We start from the raw sequence: 15101 nt of genomic DNA, 5'->3' as shown, positions 1-15101 counted from the left end.
CAATTGCCAGGAGTCGAGTGACAGTGCCGAATCGTTTGCAATCGTCGAACTCGGACGGCGCTCCCGGGACGCGTCCGACACAACCGGTTGCTACCGCGATCACGGCGCTCTCCGAACTGTCCGGGGCTCGCCTCGAATGGGTGGGGCAACCGGGATCACAGTCCTCGGAGGTCGTCGTCAAGGGCGTCGACCTGCGTGCGCAGGGAATCGTGACCGATGACCTCTTCGCCGCTCTGCCCGGTGCACGGACCCATGGCGCTCAGTTCGCCGTCGACGCTCTGGGGCGTGGTGCGACCGCGATCTTGACCGACGAGGCCGGCCTCGAACTGATCGAGGCCGCGGACAAGGCGCCTGACCGGTCCGTCCCAGTTCTCGTTCATCCGAACCCGCGGGATGTGCTCGGTGAGATCTCAGCGGAAATCTACGGCCGGCCCTCGGAGAAGATGCAGGTCGTCGGCATTACCGGTACATCGGGCAAGACCACGACGTCGTACTTGCTCGAAGCTGCGATTGCCGGAGCCGGCCGCAAGCCCGGCCTGGTCGGGACCATCGAGACTCGAATCGACGGCCGCCGGGTGCCCAGCGCTCTGACCACGCCGGAAGCTCCGCAACTGCATGCTCTGTTCGCCGTGATGGCAGAGCAGGGGATCGATACCGTCGTCATGGAGGTCTCCAGTCACGCTCTTGCTCTCGGACGCGTCGACGGCATCCGCTTCGACATCGGCGCGTTCACCAATCTTTCGCAGGACCACCTGGATTTCCATCGCGACTTCGAGGAGTACTTCCAGGCCAAGGCGCGGTTGTTCGATCCCGAGTCGACGGTGCGAGCCGAGCATGCCGTCGTCTGCGTCGACGACGTGTGGGGTCGACGGATGGCCGAGTTGGCCGCGACCGACGAGAGCGACGCGGTGACCACGGTCTCGACCTCGACGGCCGAGGCCGAGTGGACGGTCGGCGCAGTCGAGGTTGCCGAGGACGGCTCGCAGACCTTCGAGTTGGTCGGGCCGGACGGACAGTCGTGGCCAGTCTCACTTCGTCTCCCCGGGCGATACAACGTGGCCAACGCTGCGCTGGCGTTGACCGTCAGTTTTGCTGCGGGACTCGACCCGGACGCGGCTGTTCGAGCGCTCGGGACCGTGGACGTCCCGGGGCGAGTTCAGCGGATCGACCGGGGGCAGAGCTTTCTCGCCGTGGTCGACTACGCCCACAAGCCGGCAGCGCTCGAAGCCGTGATCGCCACGCTGCGCAACCAGGTTCCCGGCCGAGTGGCCGTGGTGGTCGGTGCGGGCGGTGACCGCGACGCCGGCAAACGGGCACTCATGGGTGAAGCGGGTGCGCGAGGCGCAGACCTGCTGATCGTCACCGACGACAACCCACGCACCGAGGATCCGGCGAAGATTCGCGCTTCGGTGATGCAAGGCGCCATGGACGTGCCCGAATCCGAACGCGGCGAGGTTCGCGAAGTGGGGGACCGGGCCGCCGCGATCGAGCAAGCAGTCCGGTGGGCACAGCCAGGAGATGTCGTCCTGGTGGCAGGCAAAGGCCACGAAGTAGGTCAAGAAATCGACGGGGTCAAACACCCGTTCGACGACCGCGAGGTGTTGGGCGAAATGATCGGCCGATTCGCGATCAACACAGCACATGGAGGCAAGCAATGATCCCGATGACGCTCTCTCGGATCGCCGAGATCGTCGGAGGAACCCTGCACGACGTCGACGATTCGTCGACGCAGGTGACTGGAACCGTCGAATTCGATTCGCGCAAAGTAGCTCCAGGTGGGCTCTTCCTCGCCCTACCCGGAGCGCGTGTCGACGGTCATGATCACGCGGAAGCGGCGGTGGCAGCGGGCGCTGTGGCGGTGCTCGCGGCGCGGCCGGTCGGAGTTCCGGCAATCGTCGTTCCATCGGTGCCGAACGACGGTCCCAGTGCAGTGATGCTGCTCGAACACGACACCGACGGGTCCGGAGCCGCGGTCCTGCATGCCCTCGGCCTTCTGGCCCGAGCAGTCGTCGACGAACTGGCAACTGATGGCACACCGGCCGATGGTGGACTGACGCTGGTCGGTGTCACCGGTTCTGCCGGCAAGACCTCGACCAAGGATCTGATAGCAGCGCTGCTGCGCGAGTGCGGCGAGGTGGTTGCGCCCCCCGGGTCGTTCAACAACGAATTGGGTCTGCCGTGGACAGTGCTCCGCGCCGACGAGAGGACCCGCTTCCTCGTTCTCGAGATGTCGGCCCGTGGGGTCGGTCATGTCGGCGAACTGACGAAGATCGCGCCGCCGAAGATCGGCGTAGTTCTCAATGTGGGCACTGCCCATCTCGGTGAGTTCGGTTCGCGTGAAGCGATCGCGGTCGCCAAAGGTGAACTGGTGGAAGCACTCCCGTCGGCAGCCGACGGTGGAGTTGCGGTCCTCAACGCCGACGACCGCATGGTCGCCGCAATGGCGAGTCGAACCAAGGCCCGGATCGTATTCGTCGGCCAGTCGGAAGACTGCGACGTTCGGGCGACCGACGTGGTTGTCGACGACCAGGCCAGGGCTTCCTTCACACTGAACTGTTCACAGGGTTCTGCACGTATTCGCCTGGCCGTTCACGGCGAACACCACGTGAGCAACGCCCTGGCCGCGGCGGCCGTCGCACTCGAGAACGGCCTCGCGGTTGCAGACATCGCACGTGTCCTCGAGGGCACGAAGGCAGCGTCCGCGAGGCGGATGGAAGTCACCGAGCGCGCCGACGGCGTCACCGTCGTCAACGACAGTTACAACGCCAATCCCGATTCCATGCGCGCCGCCCTCAAAGCGTTGGTGTCCATGGCGCGATCGGATCGGCACTTCGGGCGCCGTAGCTGGGCTGTGCTCGGTGAGATGGGTGAACTCGGGCCGGAATCGGTCGTCGAGCATGACGCGATCGGTCGCCTGGCCGTCAGACTCGATGTCAGCAAGTTGATCGTCGTCGGAACGGGCCGCACCTCGCGTGCGATGCATCAAGGTGCGGTGATGGAGGGGTCGTGGGGTGACGAGTCCGTCGTCGTGCCCGACGCAGCTGCGGCAATCGCCATTCTTGAAGCGGAACTCGAACCGGGCGATCTCGTCCTGGTGAAGGCGTCCAAGTCGGTGGAACTGTGGACGGTCGCCGAAGCGATACTGGCTGCAACGCCCAACACCGACAGCGAGAACACCGACAGCGAGAACACCGATGGCGAGAACGGCGGGGATTCGCAGTGATCCAGATTCTTCTCGCCGCAGGCATCGCGCTGGCGGTCTCCATCATGCTCACGCCGATCCTGATCAAGGCGTTCTCGAAACAAGGTTTCGGGCAGGAGATCCGAACCGAAGGTCCAGCCAGTCACCAGGCCAAGCGCGGCACTCCCACGATGGGCGGCGTCGCGATCCTGACCGGAATCTGGGCCGGCTATCTCGGCTCACACCTCATCGGTCTCGGCATGGACAACGCGGAGGGACCGTCGGCGTCCGGCCTACTCGTTCTCGGTCTGACCACCGCGCTCGGTGGAGTCGGTTTCCTCGACGACTTCATCAAGATCCGCAAGCAGCGCAATCTGGGACTGAACAAGACAGCGAAGCTGGTCGGCCAGTTCGTCGCTGCCATTGCCTTCGGAATCCTGGCCCTTCAGTTCCGCGGTGACGACGGGCTGACTCCGGGCAGTGTTCATCTGTCGTACGTCCGCGACATCGCCACCGTCTCACTCGGTTCCGTGGTCTTCATCGCCTTCTGCTACCTACTGGTCAGCGCCTGGTCCAATGCCGTCAACCTGACCGACGGCCTCGACGGATTGGCCGCCGGAGCGATGAGTTTCGTTCTCGGCGCCTACGTCATCATCACGTTCTGGCAGTTCCGCTACTCGTGCGAGACGAATCCCGGTAAGGGTTGCTACGACGTCCGAGACCCGCTCGATCTCGCGGTGCTCTGCGCGGCCGGCGCCGGCGCGTGCATCGGTTTCCTCTGGTGGAATGCCGCACCCGCCAAGATCTTCATGGGCGACACCGGTTCTCTTGCCCTCGGCGGCATGCTCGCCGGATTGTCGATCACCACCAGCACGGAACTGTTGATGGTGGTCATCGGTGCACTGTTCGTCGCGGAGGCCGCGTCGGTGGTGATCCAGGTAGCGGTGTTCCGGTCCAGCCGACGGCGGGTCTTCCGAATGGCGCCGTTCCATCACCACTTCGAACTTGCCGGGTGGGCTGAAACCACGGTGATCATCAGATTCTGGTTGTTGGCAGCTATTGCGTCGGCTATCGGATTGGCACTCTTCTACAGCGAATACCTCGCAGCGCTCGGAGGCTGAAAACCATGACCAGCTCAGCGGCTTCCGAGAATGATCTGTCCTGGCTTCGCGGTACGCGCGTGCTGGTCGCCGGAGGGAGGGTGTCCGGTCAAGCGACTATCGAGCCTCTCGTCGCCCTCGGTGCTGTCGTGACGGTCGCCGATTCGACCTTGGACTTCGCGGAGCGCTGCGCGGAGCTCGGCGCGGACATGGTGACCACCACCTCGATCGAGGATGCTCCGGATTCGATCACCGAGTACGGGCTCGTCGTCACCAGTCCGGGCTTTCGGCCGGATGCACCGATCCTTGCAGCCGCCGCCGGTCACGGGATTCCCATCTGGGGAGACGTCGAGTTCTCCTGGCGCGTCGACCACAGCGGGCACTTCGGCACACCCCGTAAATGGCTCGTCGTGACGGGGACGAACGGAAAGACCACGACGACGTCGATGCTGGCCTCGATTCTCGACGCCGCTGGAGTTGTCGGCCGAGCCTGCGGAAACATCGGGCTGCCGATACTCGACGCACTCGCCGAGACGTCGCCGCGCGTGGAGTACCTCGCTGTCGAACTGTCGTCCTTCCAATTGCACTGGGCGCCTTCGGTGCGTCCGGATGCCGGCGTGGTCCTCAACGTCGCCGAGGATCACCTCGACTGGCACGGCGGAATGAGCGCGTACGCCGAGGCCAAGTCGCGGGCGCTGAGCGGAAAGGTCGCGGTGGTCGGCCTCGATGACGCGATCGCTTCCGAACTGGGAACTCGCGCAACTGCAGACATTGTCACCGGGTTCAGATTGGGTGAACCGGGCGAAGGGGAACTGGGTGTCGAAGCGGGACACCTCGTGGACAACGCATTCGGCGATCACGTCCGCTTGGCCGAAGCAGCGTCGATAGATCCCGCCGGCCCGGCAGGCGTCATGGACGCGCTGGCCGCCGCCGCCTTGGCGCGGGCACTCGGATTCGAGGCAGACGTCGTCGAACGCGGTCTGGCCGCACACAAGGTCGGCCCACACCGAGGGGCGCTGGTCGGCCGTGTCGGGTCCGTTGTGTACATCGACGACTCCAAGGCCACCAATCCGCACGCAGCCAGACCGTCGATACTCGCGCACGATCGCGTCGTCTGGGTTGCAGGCGGTCTGCTCAAGGGAGCCAGCGTCGACCAATTGGTGAGCGAAGTCGGCCCTCGACTCTCCGGCGCTGTCCTCCTCGGGCGTGACGCTGGTGTGATCGAGGACGCGCTCGCGCGACACGCGCCCGATGTTCCCGTGGTGCACGTGATGGCGGGGGACGATGCAGTGGTGAGCGAAAACAGCAGCAACTCGACTCTCACCATCCGGCTGCCGTCGGGTGCCGACGCGGATGCCGTCATGGCCGCAGTGGTAGTCGAAGCTGCCGAGTTGGCGTCCCCCGGTGATGCAGTTGTACTCGCCCCGGCCGCCGCGTCCTTGGACATGTTCGCCAGCTACGGACATCGTGGTGACAGCTTCGCCGCCGCCGTCGCCGCATTACCCGATCCGTTCACGGATTCGCCTGGCCAAGCCGGGAACTTGCTATGACCAAGGGTCCCAAGACCCGAATCGGTGCCTGGTTGGCGCGGCCGTTGGCGTCGTTCCACCTGGTGGTGACGATTGCCACGATGTTGACTGTCTTGGGGCTCGTGATGGTTCTGTCGGCGTCGAGCGTCGAGCAGTACGTGTCCGGTGGCTCGGCGTATTCGTTGTTCACCCAGCAGTTGATCTTCGCGATTCTCGGAGCTGTGCTCTTCTACGTCGCGCTGCGGATCCCGGCGAGAGTGCTCCGGCAGTATTCGTTTCCGCTGTTCGTCGTCGTGCTGATCATGCTGGTACTCGTCCTGATTCCGGGAATCGGCACAGAAGCGCAGGGCGCGCGTCGCTGGTTCAACGTCGGCGGGTTCTCGGTGCAGCCCTCGGAAATCATGAAGGTCGCGTTGGCGATCTGGGGCGCCCATCTGTTGGCTTCGCGGCGGCCGGACGACCGATCCGTGAAGTCGATCCTGATTCCGCTCGTGCCCGCAGCAATGCTGGTCTTCGCGCTGGTCGTCGCGCAACCGAACCTCAGTACGACCATCGCATTGGGAATCATCGTCGGGGCCCTGCTGTGGTTCGGTGGGCTGCCGCTGAAGCTCTTCGGCTCGATCGCGGTGACGGGCGTCGTCGTGGCGGGCGTGCTGGCGATGACGGCCGGTTATCGTTCCGATCGAGTTCAAGCCTTCTTCAACAAGAGCGACGACCTGCAGGGCAACAACTATCAGGCCAAGCAGGCTTTGTATTCGCTCGCCGACGGGGGCCTTTTCGGACGCGGACTCGGTCAGAGCGTCGCCAAGTGGAACTACCTACCCAACGCGCACAACGACTTCATCTTCGCGATCATCGGCGAAGAGTTGGGATTTGTCGGCTGCGCAGTGGTGATCGGTTTGTTCGCTGTATTCGTCTACACGGGATTGCGGATCGCAGCCCGCAGCATCGATCCGTTCTGGCGGCTCCTGTCGGCCACTGCAACTACCTGGATCGTCGGCCAGGCAATGATCAACATCGGTTACGTCATCGGACTGCTGCCGGTGACCGGACTCCAGTTGCCCTTGGTCTCCGCCGGCGGTTCGTCCTTGGCGATCACATTGTTCATGTTCGGTGTCATCGCCAATGCAGCGCGCCACGAGCCCGAAGCAGTTGCCGCTCTGAACTCCGGGCAGGACGGCAAGATCTCGAAGTTGCTCAGACTGCCGAAGCCCGTGCTGTACCACCCGCCGTCAGGGGGCCGGCCGATCCGTCGACCGAAGCCCGCACGGCAGATCGAACCGGCACGCGGACGCGACGGCCGGCGCGCGATCGAGACGGGCGATCGACGCAAGCGGGCAGATCAAGGTGCTCGCCCTTCCTCGGATTCCAACCGAGGTGCGGCCGCTGGGTCACGGAAGCGCACCGCGGGAGGGCAGAATGGTCAGCGTCGGCAGGCGCCGACACGTAGGGCACAAGATCCACGAGAAGTTCGAGAGCGAGGAATTCGTAGGTGAGCGGCAACAAATCGGCTCTGTCGGTAGTGGTGGCAGGGGGAGGCACGGCTGGTCACATCGAACCCGCACTTGCTGTCGCGGACGCGGTCAAGGCCGCTGCGCCCGACACCAGAATCACTGCGCTCGGGACGGCGCGTGGTCTCGAAACCACCTTGGTGCCGGCTCGCGGGTACACGCTCGAGCTCATTCCCCCGGTTCCGCTTCCTCGTAAGCCCACGATGGATCTCGTCAAACTGCCGACACGCATCCTCGCCTCGGTGCGCAAGACCCGTGAGGTACTCGATTCCGTCGACGCCGACGTGATCGTCGGTTTCGGTGGTTACGTCGCGCTTCCGGCGTATCTTGCCGCACGTGGCGGTGTTCTTCGGCGCCGCCGCAAGATTCCGATCGTCATCCACGAGGCGAACGCCAGTGCCGGCATCGCGAACAAGATCGGTGCTCGCCTGGCGACGCGGGTGCTTGCCGCGGTTCCGGGGTCAGGTGTGAAGAACCGCGGCGATCAGGACGCCGAGATCGTTGGCATCCCGGTTCGCGCGTCGATCGCCAATTTCGATCGAGCGGGACTCCGCTCGCAAGCTCGCGAGTACTTCGGACTACCTCAGGACGGTCCCGTTCTGCTCGTCTTCGGCGGATCGCAAGGCGCGAAGTCGCTCAACGACGCGGTGTCCGGAGCAGCGGAAGAACTGGCGAAGGCCGGGATCTCGGTCCTTCACGCACACGGACCCAAGAACTCTCTCGAAGTCACGCAGTACTCGGAGACGGCACCGTATGTGGCTGTTCCCTATCTTTCGCGGATGGATCTCGCGTATGCCGCAGCCGACGCGACTATCTGTCGTTCGGGCGCGATGACGGTCGCCGAGGTCTCGGCGGTCGGGCTTCCGGCCGTCTACGTTCCGTTGCCGCACGGCAATGGTGAGCAGGAACTCAACGCGAAACCCGTTGTCGCAGCGGGCGGTGCGATCATCGTCTCCGACAACGAGCTCACGCCGACGTTCGTCGCCGGTACCGTCGTCCCGATGCTGAGCGACAGCGCGCGCCTCGACAAGATGAGCAGTGGTGCTGCCAACGTCGGGCACCGCACCGCGGCAACCGAGATCGCACGGATCGTGCTCGACATCGCGGCAAAGGAAAACGCCGTCCAGGAAAACGCAAGGGGAAACCGATGACCGCGCTGCCCGCCCACCTCGAGCGAGTACACATGGTCGGAATCGGCGGTGCCGGTATGTCCGGCATCGCTCGAATTCTGCTTTCCCGCGGGGGCCTTGTCTCGGGTTCGGACGCCAAGGAGAGCCGAGGAGTCCTGGCGCTTCGTGCACGCGGGGCACAGGTCCGGATCGGCCACGACGCCGATGCTCTCGACCTGCTGCCGGGTGGTCCGACCGTCGTCGTCACGACGCACGCGGCTATCCCGAAGGACAACCCGGAACTCGTCGAGGCCGCTCGCCGCGGAATCCCGGTGATTCTTCGTCCGGCTGTCCTTGCATCACTGATGCAGGGCAATCGCACGTTCCTGGTTTCGGGTACACACGGCAAGACGTCGACAACGTCGATGCTCGTGGTCGCCCTGCAGCACTGTGGTTTCGACCCTTCGTTCGCCGTTGGCGGCGAACTCAACGAAGCGGGAACGAATGCCCATCACGGCAGCGGTGACGTCTTTGTCGCGGAGGCGGACGAGAGTGACGGGTCGCTGCTGCAGTACGACCCCAACGTGATCGTCGTGACCAACATCGAGGCCGATCACCTCGACTATTTCGGGAGTGTCGAAGCGTATGTGAAGGTGTTCGACGATTTTGTCGACAAGTTGCGTCCGGGTGGGCTCTTGATTGCTTGCCTCGACGACCCGGGATCGGCGGATCTCGCGAAGCGAATCGTGGCCTCGGGCCGTTCGGACATCCGGGTACTCGGTTACGGATCGGCAGACGCGCAGGAAGTGGAGGCGGGCACCGCCTTCGAGACTGTCGACGGTGTCGAGGTCGGAGTCCGACTACTGGGCTTCCATGCGCACGACGTCGGGGGAGTCCTGCAGTTCCACCTGGCGGGCGAGAGCGCCGCGCGAACCGTGCGGATGGCAGTGCCGGGTCGTCACATGGCGCTCAACGCACTTGCGGCTCTACTGGCTGCCCGTGACGCCGGCGCCGAGACGGAGGAGATCGTCGAGGGGCTCGCCGGATTCGGTGGCGTACACCGCCGGTTCCAGTTCACCGGCCGCGAGCGTGGTGTCCGGGTGTTCGACGACTACGCCCACCATCCGACCGAAGTTCGTGCGGTTCTCGGCGCGGCGGCGGATCTGGTTCGACCGGAGGACGATTCGTCGTCGACCAATTCGGCAGCCGGACGCGTGATCGTGGTCTTCCAACCTCATCTCTATTCACGCACCGCCGCGTTTGCCGAGGAGTTCGCGCAGGCGCTGGACTTGGCCGACGAGGTTGTCGTTCTCGATGTCTACGGCGCTCGCGAAGAGCCGATGCCGGGCGTCAGTGGTGCGCTGGTCGCTCAGTCGGTCACGAAACCTGTTCACTATCAACCGGATCTGTCACAGGCGCCGAAGCAGGTGGCGGCGTTGGCTCACCCCGGCGACATCGTCATCACGATGGGTGCCGGTGACGTGACCATGCTCGGCAAACAGATCCTCGATGCTTTGCGTTCGGCGCCGCATCCCGCGCCGCGATGACACCCGACGCACGAAGTCGGCGCGGGCGTCGAGATCCTCGAGCCAGACAAGCCACCAGTACGCGTCGGCGCAGTACTCGCACCGAATCGCGATACTCGACGCGGTCGACGGAGCCGGCTCCCGAACCCACACCGACTCGTAAGTGGTTCAAGCGACCGCTGATCGTGGCACCGCTGGCAATCGTGCTGGTGGTGGGAATTGCGTTGACGGCTTGGTTGTCTCCGGTGCTCTCGGTCCGGGGCACCGAAGTTCTCGGTGCGACGACCGTCAGTGAGGAACAGATCCTTTCGCTCCTGGCCGTACCGACCGGTCAGCCGTTGATGCGGGTAGACACCGGCGCCGCCGCCGCACGTGTGGCGACGATTCCGAAGGTGGCCTCGGCTCGTGTGCAGCGGATGTATCCGTCGACTATCCGCGTCACCGTCACCGAACGGGTACCGGTCGTCTTCGTCGACTCACCTGAGGGTGCACACCTGCTGGACGAGAAGGGCGTCGACTTCGAGATGGGCGTCCCGCCGCCCGGGGTTCCGCGTCTGGTGACACCGACGCCCGGGTGGAACGACGAGCCGACGCTTGCCGCGCTCGAGGTGTTGTCGGTGTTGCCGCCGGATCTGAGATTTCAAGTGGGAGAGGTTGCCGCTCGGTCGATTTCGAGTGTCACGCTGACTCTGCTCGACGGTCGCGTCGTAAACTGGGGCGGTGTCGAGCACTCGGATCGTAAGGCTGCTGTGACGCTTCCGCTGTTGACCCAACCGGGGCAGACGTACGACGTGTCCAGTCCCGATCTGCCGACGGTCCGATAGCGCACGGTGCAGCCGTGCGTCAGTGCGCAGCAAATACTTCGGTGTGTCTCGGCGCGCCTAATGGCGGAACACGACGACGGTGCATAGCGTTTCGTTTCAGATCGAATACTTGACATAACTCTAACCCTGTGGTTGAGGTTTAGGGTTGTTCTCGAAGAGCATGAAGCTACAAAAACAGCAGTAACAAAGACAGCAGCACTGACAAGCAGCGTGAAACACGACACGGAAGGCGAGAGCCGATGACGCCCCCGCACAACTACCTCGCCGTAATCAAGGTCGTCGGCATCGGCGGCGGCGGCGTGAACGCAGTCAACCGCATGATCGAACAGGGACTCAAGGGAGTCGAGTTCATCGCGGTCAACACGGACGCGCAAGCCCTTCTGATGAGTGACGCCGACGTCAAGCTCGACGTCGGTCGTGAATTGACCCGTGGCCTCGGCGCCGGTGCCGACCCGGAAGTGGGTCGCAAGGCAGCCGAAGATCACAAGGACGAGATCGAAGAGGTCATCAAGGGCGCCGACATGGTGTTCGTGACCGCAGGCGAGGGCGGTGGCACCGGAACCGGTGGTGCCCCTGTCGTGGCAAGCATCGCCCGGAAGCTGGGCGCACTCACCGTCGGTGTCGTGACGCGACCGTTCTCTTTCGAGGGCAAGCGTCGTGGGGGACAGGCGGATACCGGAATCCAGGCGCTCCGCGAGTCCTGCGACACGCTGATCGTCATTCCCAACGATCGCCTGCTCCAGCTGGGTGACGCGGCCGTCAGCCTGATGGACGCGTTCCGCAGCGCGGACGAGGTTCTCCTCAACGGCGTCCAGGGCATCACCGACCTCATCACCACTCCGGGTCTGATCAACGTCGACTTCGCGGACGTCAAGGGTGTCATGTCCGGTGCCGGTAGTGCGTTGATGGGAATCGGTTCCTCGCGGGGTGAGGGACGCGCGATCAAGGCGGCGGAATCCGCGATCAATTCCCCGCTCCTCGAAGCTTCGATGGAAGGCGCCCGCGGCGTGCTCCTGTCGATCGCCGGCGGTAGCGATCTGGGTCTGTTCGAGATCAACGAGGCGGCTTCGCTGGTGCAGGAAGCTGCCCACATCGACGCCAACATCATCTTCGGAACGGTCATCGACGATTCACTCGGTGACGAGGTTCGTGTGACGGTCATCGCTGCGGGATTCGACGGAGGAGCTCCGGCTCGTCGTCCCGTGGAGTCGACCGCGCAGGGACGTGGAGCTATCGGCGCCGGGCGCGCGGGTGAGGTCGGCCGGTCGCCGGTGGCCGCCGAACCTGCTGGCGAGCAGCCGATTTCCGCAGCGCGCGAGACCACCGGTTCGGGCAGCTTGCCTCCGATCGGTGGCCCCCGCCATGCGCCGGTCCAGGAAGACGAGGGCGACGACGACGTCGACGTGCCGGTCTTCATGCGTCGCTGACGTAGGGCTACAAACAGTTTCGAGAACAGGGTGCCCGGAATTTCTGGGTACCCTGTTCTTGACTGGATGTCCGGTCACGTCTGAGCCGGACGACAACTTTCGACGTTTGTGAGCACACTTATCTTGAGTACCGAGAAGTCGACCACCCGCACCCGCATTCGCCGCGTCGTGACCAGCCGAGCCGGTGGTGTTTCCGCGTCACCGTACGAGTCGTTCAATCTGGGCGATCACGTCGGAGACGATCCGGCAGCCGTCGATGCGAATCGCCGACGTCTGGCACGCGAAATAGGCGTCGAGCCTGACCATCTCGTGTGGATGGAACAAATCCATTCGCGCAACGTCACTGTCGTGACGGAACCGACCGACGAAGTGATTCCGGCGACGGATGCTCTGGTCACCACTGTTCCCGGCCTGGCGCTCGCCACCCTCAGTGCAGATTGTGTTCCCGTTCTGCTCTCCGACGAGGAGGCCGGTGTGATCGCGGCCGTTCATGCCGGACGGATCGGTGCCCGCATCGGTATCGTCCCGCGCGTCCTCGCGGAGATGGTGCGTCAGGGCGCGGACGTTTCGCGTATCGGCGCCTTCCTCGGTCCGGCTGCGAGCGGACGCCAGTACGAGGTTCCCGCTGCGATGCGCGCGGACGTGGAAAAGCACTTGCCGGGCAGCGCAACTCGCACCGAGAAGGGCACGCCGGGGCTCGATCTGCGTGCGGGACTGCGTAAGCAGTTGCTCGCCGCGGGTGTGTCCGGTGTCGCCGAGGACCCGCGGTGCACGATCGAGGATCGCGCGTTGTTCAGTCATCGCCGAGAATCTCTGACCGGGCGTCAAGCTGCAGTGATCTGGATGGAAGCGCCCGCAGCGCAGGAAACCGTCTAGGCAGAAATGCGCGAGACGGAAATGCGGCTGACAGAAATATCGACGGCACTCGACTCGGTGAGGGCGCGATTGGCGGCCGCCTGCCTTGCCGCCGGTCGCGAGGTTTCCGACGTAGCACTGCTGCCGGTGACCAAATTCTTTCCGGCGTCCGACGCTCGAATCCTGTACGAACTGGGTTGCCGTGAATTCGGTGAGTCTCGTGAGCAGGAAGCAGTGGAGAAGGTCGCGGACTTCGACGGCGCTGCACAGACGGGCGCGATCGATGATCCGGTTCGCTGGCACATGATCGGACAGTTGCAGCGCAACAAAGCTCGGTCGGTAGCGAAGTGGGCCTATGCAATTCACTCGGTGGACAGTGCGCGACTGGTCGATGCACTCGATCGGGCTGCGCTGAGTGCTTTGTCGGACGGTGAGCGCACGGAGCCGCTCCGGGCGCTCATCCAGGTAAGTCTCGACGGAGACCCCGCGCGTGGCGGAGTTCCGACGGGCGAGCTAACGCCTCTCGCCGAGCGGATCGAATCAGCCGAAGGTCTCGAATTCGCGGGACTGATGGCCGTCCCGCCGCTTGGATCAGATCCGGACGAGCAGTTCGAAATCCTCCGCAGGGCACATCTTTTGATCCTCGAATCGCATCCCCGGGCAACCGAACTCTCGGCCGGTATGACCGGCGATCTGGAGGCTGCAGTGCGCCACGGATCAACCTGCGTGCGTGTCGGAACCGCACTGCTCGGCTCACGACCAGTAATCTCGAGGTGATCGCTCAGGTGATCGCCCAACCCGTCCACACCGCTGCGACCGGTCGCAGTCGGATTGATTCCGCCGCGCCAAGGAAGGTCGATCAATGAGCAACCTGCATAAGTTCAAGGCTTACTTCGGCATGGTTCCCCTCGATGACTACGAGGACGAATACGTGGAGGAGCCCGATCAGGCTCGCCGCGCACCCCGTCGTAGTCACGACGGCTATGCCGAGCGCGACGACCGCGAGTTCGTCGAACCTGCCTTCTCGAAGGCGAGCTACGCGCCCAGTCGTCGTGACGAAGAGGACGCGGAGTTCGATCGCTACGATTCCCGGCCCCGCGTCGACACCGTTCCCAGCCGCAGCAGCCGCCCGGCGATGGCGCCGCGCCCGGCAAGCCGTGGCAACCTCGCGGTCGACGCGCGCGCAGAGCGACCCGAAGCGCGACGTGCGCCGGTTGTCGACGACGGCGGCCCGCTCGCCAAGATCACGACACTGCGTCCGCAGAGCTACGCAGAGGCCCGCACGATCGGTGAGCGGTTCCGGGACGGCACTCCCGTCATCATGGATCTGGTCGACATGAGCAACGCCGACGCGAAGCGTCTGGTCGATTTCGCGGCCGGCCTGGCGTTCGCATTGCGTGGTTCTTTCGACAAGGTAGCCACCAAAGTGTTTCTTCTCTCACCGGCCGACATCGACGTTTCCGCCGAGGAGCGCCGTCGGATCGCCGAGACGGGTTTCTACAGCCAGAAATGATGGTCTCGACCGCAGTCCGGCCCCTGAGCAGGGGTGACGTGAGCACATTCGAACGGCGGCCCGCCTCGGCGGACGCCGCATTCGGACCCATCGCCGGCCGTTACAAGACGGACTCGATGCGGACCGGTTCCGGAATTGCTGCGGTGTGTCTGTTTTGGACACACCGCAGAAGTCAGGCAGAGTGAGGGTGTGGACGCGCTTCTCTCTGTGATCTATCTGGTGCTGGTTGTCTTCTGGCTGTTGCTGATCGGCAGAGTGATCGTCGAGTTCGTTCGTTCGTTTGCCAGAGATTGGCGACCGACCGGATTGGTCGCAGTCATTCTCGAAACCATTTTTACGATCACCGATCCTCCGGTGAAACTGCTCCGCAGGTTGATCCCCCCGATCAACCTCGGTGGAGTTCGCTTGGATCTATCCATCATGGTCTTGCTTTTCATCGTCATCATCCTGATGTCGGTTGTTCGCTGAGCGCAGTCCGAGTGAGTGGTATGCCAGAATGGATGCCATAACTCATCCAGTGGTTCGC

Annotated in this window: 13 protein-coding genes; all 13 read left to right on the top strand. The window is 64.2% G+C overall.

Translation table 11 applies throughout. From position 1 onward, the window contains the following. Window positions 1-23 precede the first annotated feature (23 nt). The 13 genes from PCS43_RS27040 to PCS43_RS26980 all read left to right on the top strand — a co-directional run bounded on the left by PCS43_RS27040 (window position 24) and on the right by PCS43_RS26980 (window position 15043). The gene (locus PCS43_RS27040; RefSeq protein ID WP_042921840.1) at window positions 24-1658 is read left to right on the top strand and encodes a UDP-N-acetylmuramoyl-L-alanyl-D-glutamate--2,6-diaminopimelate ligase; all 1635 of its coding nucleotides are present in this window, start codon (window positions 24-26) and stop codon (window positions 1656-1658) included. After that, window positions 1655-3223 carry a UDP-N-acetylmuramoyl-tripeptide--D-alanyl-D-alanine ligase gene (locus PCS43_RS27035; RefSeq protein WP_209908902.1) on the top strand — a complete coding sequence of 523 codons (1569 nt, stop codon included), beginning with the start codon at window positions 1655-1657 and terminating at the stop codon, window positions 3221-3223. Before PCS43_RS27040 ends, PCS43_RS27035 begins: the two co-directional genes overlap by 4 nt. Further along, window positions 3220-4302, top strand: a complete 1083-nt coding sequence (gene mraY / locus PCS43_RS27030; RefSeq protein ID WP_003941699.1) for a phospho-N-acetylmuramoyl-pentapeptide-transferase — start codon at window positions 3220-3222, stop codon at window positions 4300-4302. Before PCS43_RS27035 ends, mraY begins: the two co-directional genes overlap by 4 nt. A gap of 5 nt (window positions 4303-4307) precedes the next feature. Then, window positions 4308-5831 carry a UDP-N-acetylmuramoyl-L-alanine--D-glutamate ligase gene (gene murD / locus PCS43_RS27025; protein ID WP_209908899.1) on the top strand — a complete coding sequence of 508 codons (1524 nt, stop codon included), beginning with the start codon at window positions 4308-4310 and terminating at the stop codon, window positions 5829-5831. Continuing rightward, window positions 5828-7306 (top strand): putative lipid II flippase FtsW, encoded by a 1479-nt coding sequence (gene ftsW / locus PCS43_RS27020; RefSeq protein ID WP_007730088.1) that lies wholly within the window; start codon window positions 5828-5830, stop codon window positions 7304-7306. The genes murD and ftsW overlap by 4 nt, the downstream gene beginning before the upstream one ends. Continuing rightward, on the top strand, window positions 7303-8472 hold the full coding sequence (gene murG / locus PCS43_RS27015; RefSeq protein WP_003941767.1) for an undecaprenyldiphospho-muramoylpentapeptide beta-N-acetylglucosaminyltransferase: 1170 nt from the start codon (window positions 7303-7305) through the stop codon (window positions 8470-8472). Before ftsW ends, murG begins: the two co-directional genes overlap by 4 nt. Next, entirely contained in the window at window positions 8469-9977 is a 1509-nt protein-coding gene (murC, locus tag PCS43_RS27010) for a UDP-N-acetylmuramate--L-alanine ligase (protein WP_209908896.1), read from the top strand. The genes murG and murC overlap by 4 nt, the downstream gene beginning before the upstream one ends. Window positions 9978-10141: 164 nt before the next feature. Continuing rightward, on the top strand, window positions 10142-10780 hold the full coding sequence (locus PCS43_RS27005; RefSeq protein ID WP_007733212.1) for a cell division protein FtsQ/DivIB: 639 nt from the start codon (window positions 10142-10144) through the stop codon (window positions 10778-10780). 239 nt (window positions 10781-11019) lie between these two features. After that, the gene (ftsZ, locus tag PCS43_RS27000) at window positions 11020-12207 is read left to right on the top strand and encodes a cell division protein FtsZ (RefSeq protein WP_003941788.1); all 1188 of its coding nucleotides are present in this window, start codon (window positions 11020-11022) and stop codon (window positions 12205-12207) included. Between the two features lie 108 nt (window positions 12208-12315). After that, a complete protein-coding gene (gene pgeF, locus PCS43_RS26995; RefSeq protein ID WP_051649556.1) occupies window positions 12316-13083 on the top strand; it encodes a peptidoglycan editing factor PgeF in 768 nt (255 codons plus the stop codon). Window positions 13084-13089: 6 nt separating this feature from the next. Continuing rightward, the gene (locus PCS43_RS26990; protein WP_007733204.1) at window positions 13090-13839 is read left to right on the top strand and encodes a YggS family pyridoxal phosphate-dependent enzyme; all 750 of its coding nucleotides are present in this window, start codon (window positions 13090-13092) and stop codon (window positions 13837-13839) included. Window positions 13840-13924: 85 nt separating this feature from the next. Next, a complete protein-coding gene (locus tag PCS43_RS26985) occupies window positions 13925-14575 on the top strand; it encodes a cell division protein SepF (RefSeq protein ID WP_003941752.1) in 651 nt (216 codons plus the stop codon). Between the two features lie 189 nt (window positions 14576-14764). Continuing rightward, complete coding sequence (locus PCS43_RS26980; RefSeq protein WP_003941780.1) at window positions 14765-15043, top strand: YggT family protein; 279 nt, start codon at window positions 14765-14767, stop codon at window positions 15041-15043. The last annotated feature ends 58 nt before the right edge of the window (window positions 15044-15101 follow it).

The organism is Rhodococcus sp. C-2 (assembly GCF_027854095.1).
Classification (GTDB): Bacteria; Actinomycetota; Actinomycetes; order Mycobacteriales; family Mycobacteriaceae; genus Rhodococcus_F; species Rhodococcus_F qingshengii.
The sequence above is the reverse complement of the archived record's forward strand: the minus strand, read 5'-3'. Positions and strand labels throughout refer to the sequence as shown.

Coding starts and splice junctions, on each gene's coding strand:
- PCS43_RS27035 (WP_209908902.1), top strand. CDS start 1,655: ATGATCCCGATGACGCTCTCTCGGATCGCCGAGATCGTCGGAGGAACC.
- murD (WP_209908899.1), top strand. CDS start 4,308: ATGACCAGCTCAGCGGCTTCCGAGAATGATCTGTCCTGGCTTCGCGGT.
- ftsW (WP_007730088.1), top strand. CDS start 5,828: ATGACCAAGGGTCCCAAGACCCGAATCGGTGCCTGGTTGGCGCGGCCG.
- murC (WP_209908896.1), top strand. CDS start 8,469: ATGACCGCGCTGCCCGCCCACCTCGAGCGAGTACACATGGTCGGAATC.
- ftsZ (WP_003941788.1), top strand. CDS start 11,020: ATGACGCCCCCGCACAACTACCTCGCCGTAATCAAGGTCGTCGGCATC.
- PCS43_RS26990 (WP_007733204.1), top strand. CDS start 13,090: ATGCGCGAGACGGAAATGCGGCTGACAGAAATATCGACGGCACTCGAC.
- PCS43_RS26985 (WP_003941752.1), top strand. CDS start 13,925: ATGAGCAACCTGCATAAGTTCAAGGCTTACTTCGGCATGGTTCCCCTC.